This window comes from Polaribacter marinaquae, from assembly GCF_038019025.1.
Classification (GTDB): Bacteria; Bacteroidota; Bacteroidia; order Flavobacteriales; family Flavobacteriaceae; genus Polaribacter; species Polaribacter marinaquae.
This window is the reverse complement of sequence record NZ_CP150496.1, coordinates 93,068-108,868: the sequence shown is the minus strand read 5'-3', so window position 1 is coordinate 108,868 and position 15,801 is coordinate 93,068. Positions and strand designations below refer to the sequence as shown.

The 15,801-nt window shown below is 29.9% G+C and carries 16 protein-coding genes and 1 other RNA gene; 2 read left to right on the top strand and 15 right to left on the bottom strand.

The window, feature by feature from the left end:
• Positions 1–42: 42 nt before the first annotated feature.
• The gene (rimO, locus tag WG950_RS00505; RefSeq protein ID WP_340933369.1) at positions 43–1,395 is read right to left on the bottom strand and encodes a 30S ribosomal protein S12 methylthiotransferase RimO; all 1,353 of its coding nucleotides are present in this window, start codon (positions 1,393–1,395) and stop codon (positions 43–45) included.
• Positions 1,396–1,518: 123 nt separating this feature from the next.
• On the bottom strand, positions 1,519–3,168 hold the full coding sequence (locus WG950_RS00500) for an amidase family protein (RefSeq protein WP_340933367.1): 1,650 nt from the start codon (positions 3,166–3,168) through the stop codon (positions 1,519–1,521).
• Positions 3,169–3,243: 75 nt separating this feature from the next.
• On the opposite strand from WG950_RS00500, the gene WG950_RS00495 reads away from it, so the two are divergent.
• Positions 3,244–4,314: a serine hydrolase gene (locus WG950_RS00495; protein WP_340933366.1), complete on the top strand. Its 1,071-nt coding sequence runs from the start codon at positions 3,244–3,246 to the stop codon at positions 4,312–4,314.
• A 61-nt stretch (positions 4,315–4,375) separates the two neighbouring features.
• On the opposite strand, the gene ftsY is transcribed toward WG950_RS00495, so the two are convergent.
• The 8 genes from ftsY to WG950_RS00455 form a co-directional block, all read right to left on the bottom strand.
• Positions 4,376–5,350 carry a signal recognition particle-docking protein FtsY gene (ftsY, locus tag WG950_RS00490; RefSeq protein ID WP_340933364.1) on the bottom strand — a complete coding sequence of 325 codons (975 nt, stop codon included), beginning with the start codon at positions 5,348–5,350 and terminating at the stop codon, positions 4,376–4,378.
• A gap of 241 nt (positions 5,351–5,591) precedes the next feature.
• Complete coding sequence (locus WG950_RS00485; protein ID WP_077809619.1) at positions 5,592–5,744, bottom strand: DUF4295 domain-containing protein; 153 nt, start codon at positions 5,742–5,744, stop codon at positions 5,592–5,594.
• A gap of 53 nt (positions 5,745–5,797) precedes the next feature.
• Complete coding sequence (gene rpmG / locus WG950_RS00480; protein ID WP_077809620.1) at positions 5,798–5,980, bottom strand: 50S ribosomal protein L33; 183 nt, start codon at positions 5,978–5,980, stop codon at positions 5,798–5,800.
• A 27-nt stretch (positions 5,981–6,007) separates the two neighbouring features.
• On the bottom strand, positions 6,008–6,247 hold the full coding sequence (rpmB, locus tag WG950_RS00475) for a 50S ribosomal protein L28 (protein ID WP_077809621.1): 240 nt from the start codon (positions 6,245–6,247) through the stop codon (positions 6,008–6,010).
• Positions 6,248–6,335: 88 nt separating this feature from the next.
• On the bottom strand, positions 6,336–7,577 hold the full coding sequence (locus tag WG950_RS00470) for a competence/damage-inducible protein A (RefSeq protein WP_340933361.1): 1,242 nt from the start codon (positions 7,575–7,577) through the stop codon (positions 6,336–6,338).
• A gap of 316 nt (positions 7,578–7,893) precedes the next feature.
• The gene (locus WG950_RS00465; protein ID WP_340933360.1) at positions 7,894–8,502 is read right to left on the bottom strand and encodes a fumarylacetoacetate hydrolase family protein; all 609 of its coding nucleotides are present in this window, start codon (positions 8,500–8,502) and stop codon (positions 7,894–7,896) included.
• A gap of 61 nt (positions 8,503–8,563) precedes the next feature.
• Positions 8,564–9,433: a formyltetrahydrofolate deformylase gene (gene purU / locus WG950_RS00460; protein ID WP_340933359.1), complete on the bottom strand. Its 870-nt coding sequence runs from the start codon at positions 9,431–9,433 to the stop codon at positions 8,564–8,566.
• A 73-nt stretch (positions 9,434–9,506) separates the two neighbouring features.
• A complete protein-coding gene (locus WG950_RS00455) occupies positions 9,507–10,346 on the bottom strand; it encodes a 1,4-dihydroxy-2-naphthoyl-CoA synthase (protein WP_077809626.1) in 840 nt (279 codons plus the stop codon).
• Positions 10,347–10,412: 66 nt separating this feature from the next.
• Here WG950_RS00455 and WG950_RS00450 point away from each other — a divergent pair, with 66 nt between their 5' ends.
• Complete coding sequence (locus WG950_RS00450; protein ID WP_340933356.1) at positions 10,413–11,573, top strand: alpha/beta hydrolase-fold protein; 1,161 nt, start codon at positions 10,413–10,415, stop codon at positions 11,571–11,573.
• Position 11,574: 1 nt separating this feature from the next.
• Here WG950_RS00450 and WG950_RS00445 read toward each other — a convergent pair whose 3' ends face one another.
• The 5 genes from WG950_RS00445 to ffs form a co-directional block, all read right to left on the bottom strand.
• Positions 11,575–12,027: a DNA-binding protein gene (locus WG950_RS00445; protein WP_340933354.1), complete on the bottom strand. Its 453-nt coding sequence runs from the start codon at positions 12,025–12,027 to the stop codon at positions 11,575–11,577.
• Complete coding sequence (gene menD / locus WG950_RS00440; protein WP_340933352.1) at positions 12,027–13,709, bottom strand: 2-succinyl-5-enolpyruvyl-6-hydroxy-3-cyclohexene-1-carboxylic-acid synthase; 1,683 nt, start codon at positions 13,707–13,709, stop codon at positions 12,027–12,029. Before menD ends, WG950_RS00445 begins: the two co-directional genes overlap by 1 nt.
• A 122-nt stretch (positions 13,710–13,831) precedes the next feature.
• On the bottom strand, positions 13,832–14,485 hold the full coding sequence (gene fsa / locus WG950_RS00435; RefSeq protein WP_077809630.1) for a fructose-6-phosphate aldolase: 654 nt from the start codon (positions 14,483–14,485) through the stop codon (positions 13,832–13,834).
• A 190-nt stretch (positions 14,486–14,675) separates the two neighbouring features.
• Positions 14,676–15,479 carry an SDR family oxidoreductase gene (locus tag WG950_RS00430; protein WP_340933351.1) on the bottom strand — a complete coding sequence of 268 codons (804 nt, stop codon included), beginning with the start codon at positions 15,477–15,479 and terminating at the stop codon, positions 14,676–14,678.
• A gap of 147 nt (positions 15,480–15,626) precedes the next feature.
• Positions 15,627–15,725: signal recognition particle sRNA small type (gene ffs, locus WG950_RS00425), an RNA gene on the bottom strand.
• Positions 15,726–15,801: the final 76 nt, after the last annotated feature.

Here is a 15,801-nt window from a genome sequence, read left to right as displayed (position 1 = left end):
AAAAAGGTCTTCAAATAATTTGAAGACCTTTTTTTTATAAAACTATTTCCTTTTTTGGTTTAAAGGAACTGGTTTTTCTATTTTGTTTACAGGTGTACCATATAAATCATAATCACCTGCATCATGAATTTTTATATCAATAAACTCCCCTATTTTTATATAGTGCTCTTTTGCATCAACAATTACATCGTTATCAACGTCAGGAGAATCAAATTCTGTTCTTCCATAGAAATACTCACCGTCTTTTCTATCAAATAAACATCTAAACGTTTTTCCTATTTTTTGCTGATTTAATTCCCATGAAATTTGAGATTGAACTTCCATTATTTCATTTACTCTTTGAAACTTAACATCAGCAGGCACATCATCTTCTAAAACATAAGCACCAGTATTTTCTTCATGAGAATATTCAAAAGCACCTAAACGCTCAAAACGCATTTCTTCTACCCAATCTTTCAACTCTTGAAACATTTCTTCAGTTTCACCAGGATACCCAACAATTAAAGTTGTTCTTATTGCCATTTCTGGCACTGCTTCTCTAAATTTATGAATTAAAGCTGTTGTTTTTTCATGAGTTGTTCCTCTTTTCATCGATTTTAACAACTCTGTGTTTATGTGTTGTAACGGAATATCTAAATAATTACAAACTTTAGGTTCGCGTTTCATTACATCTAAAACATCCATCGGAAAACCAGTAGGAAATGCATAATGTAAACGAATCCACTCGATACCATCTACTTCTACCAAAGCTTCTAACAATTCTGCTAAAGCTCTTTTTTTATAGATATCTAAACCATAATAAGTTAAATCTTGTGCAATTAGCATAATTTCTTTAATTCCTTTTTCTGCTAATTTTGTTGCTTCTATAACAATATCTTCTATTGGTGTAGATTTATGTTTACCACGCATTAACGGAATCGCACAAAAAGAACATGGTCTATCGCAACCTTCTGCTATTTTTAAATAAGCATAATGTTTTGGCGTTGTTGTTAAACGTTCTCCAATAAGTTCGTGCTTATAATCTGCTTCTAAAACCTTTAAAAGATTTGGTAAATCGTGTGTTCCAAAATATTGGTCTACATTCGGAATTTCGTTTTCTAAATCTGGTTTATATCTTTCACTTAAACAACCAGAAACAAAAACTTTATCTACTTCACCTGCTTCTTTTCTTTTAGCATAATGCAAAATAGTATCAACACTTTCTTCTTTTGCTTTACCAATAAAACCACATGTGTTTATTACAACAATGTTTCCATCATCTTCCGGATCTTCATGAACAACATCTTTTCCGTTTGCTTTTAATTGTCCCATTAAAACTTCACTATCGTAAACATTTTTAGAGCAACCTAAAGTAACAACATTTATCTTATTTTTTTTGATGGTTTTTGTACGCATATTTCTAGCTTTTAGCCTAAGTAGTATTTACTTAAAACTTTAAATCTTATTTATAATTGTTTTATTTACTTAAAAATAAAAACGAGTGCAAAAATAGTACTTTTTAAATGATTGGTATTCTTTCTATTGATAGTTTTTAGGCATTTTTCTAACTTTTGTTAATTGTTCGAAAGCATAGCCAATTTCTAAAAGCTTTCTTTCTGAAAAAGGAACACCTATAAAGGTTAAACTTATTGGCTCACCACTATCTTTATATCCCATAGGCACAGTAAGTGTTGGGTATTTTGCTACTGCAGCAATACCAGAATGATAATTGTTTATAGATAAGATTGCATCTAAATTTTGCTCTTTTAATGCATTTAAATATTTAATTCCTTCATTATTTAATTGCTTCTTAATTGTTTCTAATTCACTTAAAGTTGTTTCATCTTTAACAATACCGTCAAACAACTGCTGCCCATAAGGCGCTCTAAGTAAACTATCTTTTAAATTAAAAATAGTAATATCTTTTACTGATTTATGCATTATGTTTTTATCGCCATTTGTAGATAAATATTTTGGTAAATCTATTTTCATATCAATGTTTAACAATGTTGTAAATCCATCAAAAGAAATTTCTGGCGGAGTAATTTCTTCAATTTCTACACCAACTTTTCTTAATTTATCAACAGTTAAAGCATATATCGAATCTGACAAAAGACCTTTAATTACACCTAATTTTGTTCCGTCTAAACTATTTTTAAATCCGTTCTGAAAATAATCTTCATCAATAGATTTAGATGCCGAGTCTAGTTTATCAAAACCTAACATAGCATTCATAAAAATGGCATTATCAATAACATTTTTTGTCATTGGACCAGGTGTATCTAAAGTGCTAGAAATAGGCACAATACCTGTTCTACTTAAAACCCCAATAGTTGGTTTTAAACCCACCACAGAATTTAAACTAGATGGTGAAGTTATAGAACCCGCAGTTTCTGTTCCTACAGCTGCAACAGCAAAATTTGCTGCTACTGTAACACCACTTCCAGCAGAACTCCCTCCCGTTTCAAATTGACCTCTACCATAAGGGTTCAAGGTTTGACCACCAACAGCAGAATAGCCTAATGGGCAACCAGAGCAAAAGAAATAAGCCCATTCACTTAAATTTACTTTTCCTAAAATCAATGCTCCGTTTTCTTTTAGTTTATTTACGATAAATGCATCTTCTGTATTATTATTTTCTGCCAAGGAAATTGCACCAGCAGTTGTAGGCATACCTTTTGTATTGATATTATCTTTTAAAAGAATTGGCATTCCAAAAATAGAGAAATCAGAAATAGACGTTTTACTTTGATCTTTTTCTCTTGCTTCTTTTAATACATTAGGATTAAGACTAATAATGCTATTTAATGATTTTGTAGAATCACTTTCAAACTTTCTAATTCTATATAAATAAAAAAGAGTTAACTTTTCGTAAGAAAGTTTACCGCTTTTTATGTTTTGCTGTATCGTTGGTATGTCTTTCTCTAAAATTAACGGTTTTAAACTATTATAATCTTCATTAGAAAAAGTAGATAAATCATTTTCAAAGGGTTTAAAAACTGTGTTCATATCTAAATATTTAGACTGAAACAATTTAAATTGCATTCTTTTATTTTTATGATTTTGCTGCTCTTTTAGTGCACCTTCTTCATCATATTTTTTAAAAATTACATTATGTTGTTTTTCTGCTTTCTTATCACATGCAGATAAAAAAAGGCCGATTGATAAAATAAATAGTAGTTTTTTCATAAATTAAGCTATATTTTCAAATATACAATTTTAAACCATTTTAATAATTAACAGTCTTAAAAACAAAGATTTTACATGAAGCATCTTATTTGTTTTTTTACAACTCTATTACTTTTTTCTTGCAGTACAGAAAATAAAATTGAAGAAAATTTAGAAACCCCAAATCTAGAAACTTATTATCCTGATAATAATACTGATAATTGGGATGCTATTTCTTTAAATGAACTTAATTGGAATGAAGCTGAGCTACAACCACTACTAGATTATTTAGAGGAAAAAAACACCAAAGGTTTTATAATTCTATACGATGGTAGAATTGTAGTAGAAAATTATTTTAACAACCATACTGCTAGCACTAATTGGTATTGGGCAAGTGCTGGCAAAACACTTACTGCTACTGTTGCAGGAATCGCAAATGACAACAATCTTATAAGTTTAGACGAGAAAGTTAGTACCTATTTAAATCAAAATTGGACAAGTATACCTATTGATAAAGAAAACTTGATTACTTGCGAAAATTTATTAAATATGACTTCTGGTTTAGATGATAGTTTAGGTGATTCTATTTCTGCTGACAACTTAAAATATATTGCTGATGCTAATAATCGTTGGGCATATCATAATGTATATTTGAAGATGCAAGATGTTATCGCTACTGCAAGTAAGACTACCTTTAAAAGTTATTTTGAAAACAATTTAAAAAATAAAATTGGTATGTCTGGTAGTTGGATAAAACTAAATAACTTAAATATTTATTGGAGTACTACAAGAAGTATGGCTCGTTTTGGATTGTTAATTCAGAATAAAGGTAAATGGAATGGCACACAAATTGTTTCTGAAGATTTTATTAGAAAAGCGACGAGTACATCACAAAACATAAATAAATCTTATGGATATTTATGGTGGTTAAATGGTAAAACTAGTTACCAACTGCCACAAAGTCAATTTGAGTTTAGTGGTTCTTTAATACCAAATGCACCAAATGATTTATTTTGTGCACTCGGTAAAAATGATCAAAAGATATACATTGTACCAAGTAAAAAGCTTGTTATTGTTAGAATGGGTGCATCAGCAGATGCTTCTAATTTTGCACTTTCTAATTTTGATAATAATTTATGGGAGAAAATAAACGCTCTTATAAATTAGTGAAAAAACAAAAAAGTCTCTAAAATTAGAGACTTTTTGATATAATTTAAAATGTAATTTTCTATTTGAAAAAAGAATCTACAAACTCATGTTTGTTAAAAACCTGTAAATCTTCAATTCCCTCTCCTACTCCGATATACTTTACAGGAATTTTAAACTGATCTGAAATTCCAATAACAACTCCTCCTTTTGCTGTTCCGTCTAACTTTGTTACAGCTAAAGAAGTTACCTCTGTCGCTTTTGTAAATTGTTTTGCTTGTTCAAATGCATTTTGACCTGTAGAACCGTCTAATACAAGTAAAACATCATGTGGTGCATCTGCAACAACTTTTTGCATTACTCTTTTTATTTTAGTTAACTCATTCATTAAATTAACTTTATTATGTAAACGACCTGCAGTATCTATAATTACAACATCGGCACCTTGCTTTACTGCAGATGTTAATGTATCAAAAGCTACAGAAGCAGGGTCAGATCCCATTTCTTGACTTATAATTGGCACATCTGTTCTATCTGCCCAAACTTGTAATTGATCTATTGCAGCTGCTCTAAAAGTATCTGCTGCACCTAACACAACTTTTAAACCTTGTTTTTTAAATTGAGATGCCAATTTACCAATTGTAGTAGTTTTACCAACGCCATTTACACCAACAACCATTAATACATAAGGCATTTTATTACCATTTACATCATTTGGTATTTCTGGTATTTTAAATTCTGTTTCGTTACCTAAATTTGTTTCTGATAATAAACCAGCAATTTCTTCTCTTAGAATTTTATTTAATTCTTCTGTACCAACGTATTTATCTTTAGCAACTCTAGCTTCTATACGCTCTATAATTTTTAACGTAGTATTTACACCAACATCAGAAGCAACTAATACCTCTTCTAAATTATCTAAAACATCATCATCTACTTTAGATTTACCGGCTACAGCTTTAGAAAGTTTATCAAAAAAATTAGTTTTTGTCTTTTCTAATCCTTTATCTAAAGTTTCTTTTTTTTCTTTTGAAAATATTTTTTTAAAAAAACTCATTTTTATATTTTAATCTATACAAAAAATACGTTAAAAAACGTGCCATTTGTTGGGTTAGGTCAAATTGTCACTAAAAAAGCCTTTTGCGTTAGCGATAGAGGCTTTGTTGGAGCTCCTTGAAAAGAGCGACTGCCGAAAGCGCGACCTTTTTAGGAACGCCCAAAAGTACGGAATATTAGGGCACAAAAAAAACTACTTTCTAATTTTAGAAAGTAGTTTAGATATATTTATATAGTAAATATTACTTTTTTGCTAAGAAATCGTTTACTTTAGAAGGATCCATGATCTTCTCTACAAACATGTAAGCTCCTGTTTTAGGAGATTTAACCATCTTTATAGCTTTACTTAATCTTTTTGATGAAGTTTGTAACGATGCTACTGTTTTTTTTGCCATTGTCTAATGTTTTTTATCTATGTGCTCTATTCTGAGTTCTAGATATGTTTAAATTACTTAATTTCTTTGTGAACAGTCATTTTATTTAAAATAGAGTTAAATTTCTTAATCTCCATTCTATCAGGACTGTTTTTCTTGTTCTTAGTTGTAATGTATCTAGAAGTACCTGGTTTACCAGTTGCTTTGTGCTCTGTACATTCTAAAATCACTTGAACTCTGTTACCTTTTTTTGCCATCTCTGTATAATTTTAATCTGCTTAAACTTATTTAGTTAAAAAACCGTTAGCTCTTGCTTCTTTTATAACTGCAGAAATTCCTTTCTTGTTAATATTTTTTAAAGCAGATGCAGATACTTTTAAAGTAATCCATTTATCTTCTTCTGGAATGTAAAAACGCTTTGTCATTAGATTAGCGTCAAACTTTCTCTTAGTTCTATTTAAAGCGTGAGAAACATTGTTCCCAACCATTGCTTTTTTTCCTGTTAATTCACAAACTCTAGACATCTTTTCGACAGTTTTATTAGTGTTATCTCTAAACGAGGTGCAAATTTACAAATAAATCTAGTTTTGAGCAAAATAATTTTACAAATTTTTAAAGAATTTCTTTCTGAAGAATTTCTAATGCTTTGCTTACAGTTCTATTAATTACTTTTTCTCTAGGTTGACCAAAATCAAACTCTCTTACAAACTTCTCATTATCAGACACAAAAGCAATAAAAACAACTCCAACACTTTTATCTGTCTTATCTTGTGTAGGTCCTGCGTTACCTGTAACAGCAACTGCAAAATCTGTTTTTAATTTATTTTTTAAACCTTTAGCCATTGCTAACGCAACCTGTTTACTAACTACAGAATGCTCTTTTATAATTTCTGCAGAAACATCTAGTAAATTTATTTTAGCTTCTTCGGAGTATGCAACAATACTTCCTTTATAGTATGAAGAAGATCCAGGAACCGCGACCAAAGTTGCTGCAATTTTACCACCAGTTAAACTTTCTGCAGTCGCTAATGTTTTTTTATTTTTTGTTAGCAACTCTCCTACTCGCTTTTCTAGGGAGTTATCGTCATCTAAACCAGTTATAAATTCTGGAATCAATTTATAAACTTCATCTACTTTAGATGTTAATTCTTTTTCTAAAAGTTCTCTATCTGTACCTTTTGCAGATAAACGTAAACGAACTTTACCAAAAGATGGTAAATACGCCAACTTTATATAACTTGGTAGATTGTCTTCAAAATGCTCTAATGTTTCTGCGATAGTACTTTCTCCGGCTCCATAAGTCATAATTGTCTTATGAAATATATAAGGTAACTGATATTGCTTTTGAATTCTAGGCAATACTTCATTTACAATTAATCCTTTCATCTCATAAGGTACGCCTGGTAATGATACAAAAACCGTTTCGTTTTCGAAAAACCACATTCCGGGTGCTGTACCAAATGTATTCATTAACAAAGTTGCTTTAGAAGGCAATTGTGCTTGTGTTTTTTGAATTTCTTTAAAAGGATGATTTATTTTTTTAAAAAGTGCTTTTATATGAGCAATAACTTCTGGATACTCTACAACCTCATCATCTTTAAAGTAAGTTGCAATTGTTTTCTTGGTAATATCGTCTTTTGTTGGTCCTAATCCGCCAGTTAAAATAACAATATCTACTCTTTCTTGTGCTTCTTTTAATGCGTTTAAAATATGCTGTTTATCATCTTGAATAGATGTAACTTGATAAACCGATACTCCTATTTTATTTAATTGCTGACCAATAAATTGAGAATTTGTATCAACAATTTGACCAATTAAAATTTCATCTCCTATTGTTATAATTTCTGCATTCATTCTTTTCCTATTTCATTTATATCTGTATCGTTTCCGTTATTTTTTGCTAGTCTTTTTCTTAAAAACACAAATAGAATATACGGAATAATAATACTTAATAAGACTGATAAATTTTTGTTGTAACTATATTCTTGGGTAATTTCAAAATCTTTAACAAAGCCATAAACTAGCAAATAAATTAATCTTATTGCTATGGATATAGTAAAGCCGATAAAAAAATAGATTGTTTGATTTTTCTGATAACGTTTTGCTAAATAAACAAAACAACTACCTATAAATACAGAAGCTATTATTTGAAAAACAAAATTAACCAACTTTATTTTACTCTAATATTAAAAGCTTCTTTCCCTTCTATTACCCCTTTTAAAGTATCATTTTCGGCAACTTTGCCAACACCAGCTGGTGTACCTGTATAAATAATATCTCCTTTTTTTAATGTAAAATATTGAGAAACATATGCAATTAATTCATCAATTTTCCACAACATTGCATTAGTGTTTCCGTCTTGTACTATGGCATCATTTTTATACAATTGAAAATTTAAATTTTCTAAATCAAAGTTTTCCTTCGGATAGAACTCACCAACAACTGCGCTTCCATCAAAAGCTTTTGCTTTTTCCCAAGGCAATCCTTTCTCTTTGCATTTAGCTTGTACATCTCTTGCTGTTAAATCGATTCCTAAACCAATTTCATCATAATATTTATGCGCAAACTTTGTGTCTATATGTTTACCTACTTTGTTTATCTTTACTAAAACCTCTACTTCGTAATGAACATCATTAGAAAAAGGCGGAATGAAAAAAGGGTTTTTTCTAGGTAAAATTGCTGAATCTGGTTTTAAAAAAACAACAGGATTTTCTGGTTTTTCATTCGCCAATTCTTCTATATGTTTTGCGTAATTGCGCCCAATACAAATTATTTTCATACTCAATTACTAATTTTAATTACGAATATTACACCCGTAATTGATCATTTATAATTAAAAATTATTCTCCTGCTTCTGGAAAAACAATAGCTCTATTTCCTGAAACTATTATTTGATGATTTAAATGATTTTTAACTGCTCTTGCTAAAACCAACTTTTCTATATCTGCACCAATTCTTTTTAACGTAAACGGTGTACTTTCGTGTGTAACAGGTTCTACATCTTGCTCGATAATTGGGCCTTCATCTAAATCTTCTGTAGCATAATGTGCTGTTGCTCCAATTAACTTTACACCTCTTTCATAGGCTTTTTTATAAGGATTTGCACCTTGAAAAGCTGGTAAAAAAGAATGATGAATATTAATTATTCTTTCTGGATATTTGTTAATAAAGTTAGAAGATAAAATTTGCATGTAACGTGCCATTATTGTCAAATCAATTTCATTGTCATCTAATAACTTCATTACCTGCGCTTCTTGCGCTTCTTTTGTATCTTTTGTTACTGGCAAATAATAATAAGGCACATTAAACATTTCTGCAATATGTCTTAATTTATCATGATTACTTATAATTAACTTTACATTACAATCTAATAAACCTTCTTTGTTTCTAGACAGCAAATCATATAAATTATGACTTGTATGAGAAACCATAATGGCTACATTTTGTCTATCATCACCATAATATACAGACCAATCTATTTGTAAAGGTTCAGACAACTCTACAAAACTATTTTCTAAAACAACTCTAGAAATTTCTGCACCTTCTGCATCTAAACGAATTCTCATAAAATATGTGTTCTCTGTGGCATTTACATATTGTTGACAACTAACAATATTAAAAGAGCGTTCGTAAAAGAAATTGGTAATTTTTGCCAATAATCCTTTTTGATCTGGACATTTTATAAGAAATGTTACTATTTGTGGTTTCATTGTAATTAATTGTGACGTATTCATATCAAATTACAAGATTAAATAATCTCGTTATTCTAAAATTTATTATTAGCTATGGAATCCATTTTTTTGGAAAGTTAGGTTTTCTTTTTTCAAGAAACGCATCTCTTCCTTCTTTAGCTTCATCTGTCATGTAGGCTAAACGAGTTGCTTCTCCGGCAAAAACTTGTTGCCCAACCATACCGTCGTCAGTTAGATTCATTGCAAATTTTAGCATTTTTATAGAAGTAGGCGATTTTTCTAAAATTTCTTGTGCCCATTGATATGCAGTATCTTCTAATTCATCATGCGGAATTACAGCATTTACCATTCCCATTTCATAAGCTTCTTGTGCAGAATAGTTTCTACCTAAAAAGAAAATTTCTCTAGCTTTTTTCTGACCAACCATTTTTGCCAAATATGCAGAACCATAACCACCATCAAAAGAAGTTACATCTGCATCTGTTTGTTTAAAAATTGCATGTTCTTTAGATGCTAAAGTTAAATCGCAAACAACATGTAAACTATGTCCGCCACCAACTGCCCAACCTGGTACAACACAAATAACCGCTTTTGGCATAAAACGAATTAAACGTTGTACTTCTAATATATTTAATCTGTGATAACCATCTTCACCAACATACCCTTGATGTCCGCGTGCTTTTTGATCTCCGCCAGAACAAAAAGAATAAACACCATCTTTTGTACTTGGCCCTTCTGCAGACAATAAAACAACACCAACGCTTGTATCTTCGCCAGCATCATAAAATGCATCGTACAATTCTTTAGTAGTTTTTGGTCTAAATGCGTTTCTTACATTTGGTCTATTAAACGCTATTCTAGCAACACCGTTGCATTTTTTATAGGTAATATCTTCGTATTCTTTAACAGTTTTCCACTCGGGTTGTATCATATTTTTGTATTTTAGACGTTCTAAAAGAGAACAAAAGATTCTTATCTACAAAAATAAACATTCTAAATGATGATTAAGAAATCACCGCTATTAATATTCTTATTTTTTTCAATTTGTATTTTTTCTCAGAAAATTATTACCAAAACTATCAATTCTGATTATGTTGATGATAAAAGAGAAATTAAAATTTATTTACCTGAAGGATATGATGCTAAAGAAGAGAAAAATTATCCTTTAGCAATTGTTTTAGATGCAGAGTACTTATTTGATGCTTATGTAGGTAATGCGGTGCTTTTTGCAGCAAAAGACAAAGCACCAAAACAAATAATTGTTGGTGTCAAAATGACATCCACAAGAAAAAAAGATACCTATTTTAATAGAAATAATGGTAATTTAACTGTAGAAAATAAAAAATTCTATCAATTTTTAAGAAATGAAGTAATCTTCGAGATTGAAAGTAATTATAAAACATCGCCATTTATTTCGATAATTGCAGAAGGAACGTCAGCAAACTTAGCTACAACTTTTTTAGCTGAACAAACGCCAATCATTAACGCATACGTATGTATAAACCCTACTTTTTCTGATTTTATTGGCACACAATTACAAAACTATAATTTACCTGGTTTAGAAAAAGAAGACAATACTTTTTACTTCTATACAAATAACTCGAACTCTTTTTCGGCAAACAAACAGACTAAAATTTCTCAATTACAATCCGGACTTTCTAGCTTAGAAATTAAAAACTTCAATATTATAAACGATACGATTAATACAAATAGTAGTATTTCTGCTATTTCTGAAGCAATGCCAAGAGCTATTACAAAAGTTTTTGAAATTTATTCGGCAATTTCGAAGGAAGAATTTGATAAAAACATTAAAGATTTATCGCCAATTGATGCCATCTCTTATCTAGAAAACAAATATTTAGATATCGAGTTTTTATTTGGAAGTAACTTAGGTATTAGAGAGCAAGATGTTTTTGCTGTAGAAAAAATAGTTATCGAAAAAGAAAACGGAGATCAATTACTAAATTTCGGAAAAATGATTTTAAAACTTTTTCCTTCTTCACCTTTAGGCAACTATTACATTGGTCGTTATTATGAAGAAGGTAAAAATATTAAAAAAGCATTATACCATTATAAAATAGGTTATGGTAAAATGGATCCGGCAGATCCTAATGCAGATGCTTTTTATGAAAATGTTTTAAGATTGGGCGGGCAATAAATTATTTAACCAATTCTATTCGATCTTCTTTAATGTCAATTAATTTTTGTCTATAAAGATTACCAACCGCTTTTTTAAATGCTTTTTTACTCATTTTCATATGAAAACGAATTGAATCTGGCGAGCTTTTATCTGTTAACAATAAAAAACCTTCTCTACTGTTTTTTAGCTTTTCTAAAACCTTTTCAACATCAGCATCTATTACATTTCTAAAACCTTGTGGTCTTAAAGAAACATCGATTTTACCATCTTCACGAATCTTTTTAATATAACCAACAACTTCCATGTTTTCTTCTAAGTCCTGAAAAACTTCACTTCTAAAAAGCAAACCATCATACTCTTCATTAATTAAAACAGTATACCCTAAACCAGTTTCGGTTTCTATAACAAGGTTTACTTTTTCACCTTCTTTCAAATTCATTTCTCCTTCGTATGTATCTTCTTGTGATTCCATTATTTTATATATTTAAAATATTCTTTTAAAATTAAATCATTTTCTTTACATGGTGTAAAGATTTCTAAAATTTTTGGTTTTTGAGTCTGTGCAGAATTTATCTCTACACTTTCATCAAAGAAACCTTTTAATTGTTGCGCAACAGTTTCTGTAGAAAAAGCTTTTAGATATTCGAAATTATGCATTTTACATAAATGTTCTGCAGTTAAGCAGTGTGGTGTTTCAAAATATTTTGTTGCGTTGGTTGTTTTTGGTCCTGGTATAATTTTAAAAATACCGCCACCAGAATTGTTAATTAAAATAATTCTAAAATTACTTGGTATATTTTTATTCCAAAGTGCATTAGAATCATAGAAAAAACTTAAATCACCAGTAATAAAAACCGTCTGATTTTTATTTGCAAAAGCAGCACCAACTGCCGTAGAAGTACTACCGTCTATACCACTTGTACCTCTGTTACAAAAAACTGTATTGCTTTTATCTATAGAAAATAATTGTGCATATCTAATAATTGAACTGTTACTAATTTGAATCTGACAATTATTAGGCAAATTAGCTAAAACTTGTTCAAAAACTTTAAAATCTGAATGTGCTGTTTGGGCTAAAAAATTAGCATGTTTCTCTCTTCTTTTATCTCTAATTGTTAACCATTTATCTTGATAAGTACTTTCTTTTTTAACAACCAAGTTGTTAAAATTCTTAAAAAAATCTACTGGTTGTGTTTGTATAAATTCTGATAAACAGAAAAAAGTATTTGTAGCTTTTTTAGCATCAATATTCCAATGATGTTTTGGTTGATATTTTCTTAAAAACTGTTTAATTCTTTTCGAAACTATCATTCCGCCAAACGTAATTAAAACTTCTGGCTTTAAATTTTCAAACTGATTTTCATCCAAAGAAAATATCAATTGATCTATAGAATTTACAGCTTTATTATGATGTAAATTAGAGGTTGTTTCTGTAAAAATCAAAACCGAATCGTCATCAGCATATAAATCTATTAATTGGTGTAATTCCTCATCAGGATAACTAACACCAACTAAAATCATTTTCTTTTCTGCGTCATTCCAAATATTCGACAAATTATCATAATCAATATGAGAATTATCTAAAGAACTCATCGATATATGCGGAAAATGATATTCTTTTAATTCAGAAACTGTTTCATACAAAGGCTCATCAAAAGGCACATTTATATGCACCGGACCTTGCTTAGAAACTGCTGTTTGTAAAGCTTCGCCAATTAATTGAGAATTTCTGGTTTTAAACTTTTCGTTTTCGATTAAGTTTGCAGAAAATAAAATATGATTTTCGAAAACATTTTCTTGACGGATTGTTTGGCCATCACCAATATCAATTAAATGCTTTGGTCTATCCGCAGAAATTACCACCAAAGGTATATTGCTATAAAAAGCTTCTGCTATTGCAGGATAATAATTTAATAATGCAGAGCCAGATGTACATAAAACTGCAACAGGTTTTTGAGTTTGTTGCGCAATACCTAAAGCAAAAAAAGCAGCACAACGCTCATCTACTACACTTAAAGTTTCAATTTCTTTATGATTAGAAAAACCAACAGTTAAAGGTGCGTTTCTTGAACCTGGTGATATAACAACAGTATCAATTTCGAATTGATTACATGCAGATATTACAATTTGTGCGAGTTCTTTTTTTGGATACATTACTATAAATTACAAAGTAGCAAAGTTACGAAGTACAAAAGTGAATAAAGACAAAAAAGCCAGAAAGTAAAAAATAACTTTTCTACTTTCTGACTAATTTTATGTAAAATCAACTATGTCGATTAGTTTCCTTTTTGGTAATCTGCTAAAAACTTAGCTAAACCACTATCTGTTAATGGGTGTCTTAACAATCCTTCGATAGCGCTTAAAGGACCTGTCATTACATCAGAACCTAATTTTGCACAATCTATAATATGCATTGTATGACGCACAGAAGCTGCTAAAATTTCTGTTTCGAAACCATAATTATCATATATATGACGAATTTCTGCAATTAGGTTTAAACCATCTGTAGAAATATCATCTAATCTACCAATAAAAGGCGATACGTAAGTTGCACCTGCTTTAGCAGCCAATAAAGCTTGTCCTGCAGAAAAAACTAAAGTAACGTTTGTTTTAATTCCTTTAGAAGAAAAATATTTACACGCTTTTACACCGTCTTTAATCATTGGTAATTTTACCACAATCTGCGGATTTAAAGCAGCCAAAGCTTCACCTTCTTTCACCATACCATCGAAATCTGTAGAAATAACTTCTGCAGAAACATCACCATCTACCAACTCACAAATTTCTTTATAATGGTTAATAATGTTGTCTTCTCCTGTAATTCCTTCTTTAGCCATTAAAGATGGGTTTGTTGTAACTCCGTCTAAAATACCCAAAGCCTGCGCTTCTTTAATTTGCTCTAAATTTGCTGTGTCAATAAAAAATTTCATTTGTATCTATTTTATTTTAGTTGTGTTCTATTTTTTTGGGCGTTCGAGCGGGCTTTACGCACTCGCTTTTTGTCTATACTTCACAAAAGAGCTCAAACAAAGCTTCAATCCCTAACGCAAATATAGTTAGTTGAATATAATTTCTGTTCAATCGAAAACTATATTTTATTACTAGTTATAAACAGTAATATTACAATTTATAATGATTCATTAATAATTTTTCGAACCAAGTATCTGGCAAAATTCGTTTTAATACAATAGAGAATTTCTCTAAAGTTCCGCCTACTTTATAATGTATTTTAGGATTTTTTGTATTGATAATTTTATACACTTTTTTAGCCATTTCTATAGGATCTTTACCTGTGTCTACATGCGCATCCATTAAATCTAAATTAGCTTTGTAATTTTCTTTGTACACAGAATCTTTAAAAAGTGGCGTATGGTATCTTCTAGAAATTATATCTGTTGCAAAATCTCCTGGTGCAATATTTACAATATTAATTCCGAATCTTTTTACCTCCATTCTTGTCGCTTCCGTTACCAATTCTAATGCACCTTTAGAAGACGAATAAATTCCTCTAAACGGTAAACCCATATAACCAGCAATCGAAGTTGTGTTAATAATAACACCAAATTTTTGCTTACGCATAAAAGGTAAAACTGTTTTAATTACATCGATAGCACCAAAGAAATTTGTGTTAAAGGCGTTTCGCATTTCATCTGTTGGCGTTTCTTCTATAGGTCCTGTAACACCAATACCAGCATTATTTACTAAAATATCTATTCTGCCTTCTTTTTGTATGATACTAGAAACTGCCGTTTTTATCGTTTCAATTTTTAAAACATCCAAAGCAATTAATTCAAAAGAAAAATCTTGCTCATTTTTTGGGTTTCTACTTGTACCATAAACTTTATAACCTTTTTCAGATAAAAAAGTAGCAATTGCTTTACCAATACCAGAAGATGCACCGGTAACTAATACTATTTTAGACATATTTTAATACTTACAACAGATTACATTCTTAAAAGTAATCTTTTAATTTGCTGCAAATATCTAAAAAGTAAACCAAGCAATCTAAAAATTAGAAAAGTAATTGTGTAAAGTTAAAAGAAGTATTTGTAAGAAACTATCGGGTACAAAAAATGGCAAGCTACCTACATCACACCGCTACAACCTAATACCTTTGCTGCGTTCCCGCCCTGGAGGATTCAAAGGGAGCTAGTTGTGTAGAACTTGCCGATGCAAATTTACAATCTATTTTGATTAAAACAATTAAAATTTTATTAATTTTTTTGTAACATTTTTAAATTACTGA

Coding starts and splice junctions, on each gene's coding strand:
- purU (WP_340933359.1), bottom strand. CDS start 9,433: ATGAAACCACAAATAGTAACATTTCTTATAAAATGTCCAGATCAAAAA.
- WG950_RS00455 (WP_077809626.1), bottom strand. CDS start 10,346: ATGATACAACCCGAGTGGAAAACTGTTAAAGAATACGAAGATATTACC.
- WG950_RS00495 (WP_340933366.1), top strand. CDS start 3,244: ATGAAGCATCTTATTTGTTTTTTTACAACTCTATTACTTTTTTCTTGC.
- WG950_RS00485 (WP_077809619.1), bottom strand. CDS start 5,744: ATGGCAAAAAAAACAGTAGCATCGTTACAAACTTCATCAAAAAGATTA.
- rimO (WP_340933369.1), bottom strand. CDS start 1,395: ATGCGTACAAAAACCATCAAAAAAAATAAGATAAATGTTGTTACTTTA.
- WG950_RS00445 (WP_340933354.1), bottom strand. CDS start 12,027: ATGGAATCACAAGAAGATACATACGAAGGAGAAATGAATTTGAAAGAA.
- WG950_RS00430 (WP_340933351.1), bottom strand. CDS start 15,479: ATGTCTAAAATAGTATTAGTTACCGGTGCATCTTCTGGTATTGGTAAA.
- WG950_RS00465 (WP_340933360.1), bottom strand. CDS start 8,502: ATGAAAATAATTTGTATTGGGCGCAATTACGCAAAACATATAGAAGAA.
- rpmG (WP_077809620.1), bottom strand. CDS start 5,980: ATGGCAAAAAAAGGTAACAGAGTTCAAGTGATTTTAGAATGTACAGAG.
- WG950_RS00470 (WP_340933361.1), bottom strand. CDS start 7,577: ATGAATGCAGAAATTATAACAATAGGAGATGAAATTTTAATTGGTCAA.
- rpmB (WP_077809621.1), bottom strand. CDS start 6,247: ATGTCTAGAGTTTGTGAATTAACAGGAAAAAAAGCAATGGTTGGGAAC.
- WG950_RS00450 (WP_340933356.1), top strand. CDS start 10,413: ATGATGATTAAGAAATCACCGCTATTAATATTCTTATTTTTTTCAATT.
- menD (WP_340933352.1), bottom strand. CDS start 13,709: ATGTATCCAAAAAAAGAACTCGCACAAATTGTAATATCTGCATGTAAT.
- ftsY (WP_340933364.1), bottom strand. CDS start 5,350: ATGAGTTTTTTTAAAAAAATATTTTCAAAAGAAAAAAAAGAAACTTTA.
- fsa (WP_077809630.1), bottom strand. CDS start 14,485: ATGAAATTTTTTATTGACACAGCAAATTTAGAGCAAATTAAAGAAGCG.
- WG950_RS00500 (WP_340933367.1), bottom strand. CDS start 3,168: ATGAAAAAACTACTATTTATTTTATCAATCGGCCTTTTTTTATCTGCA.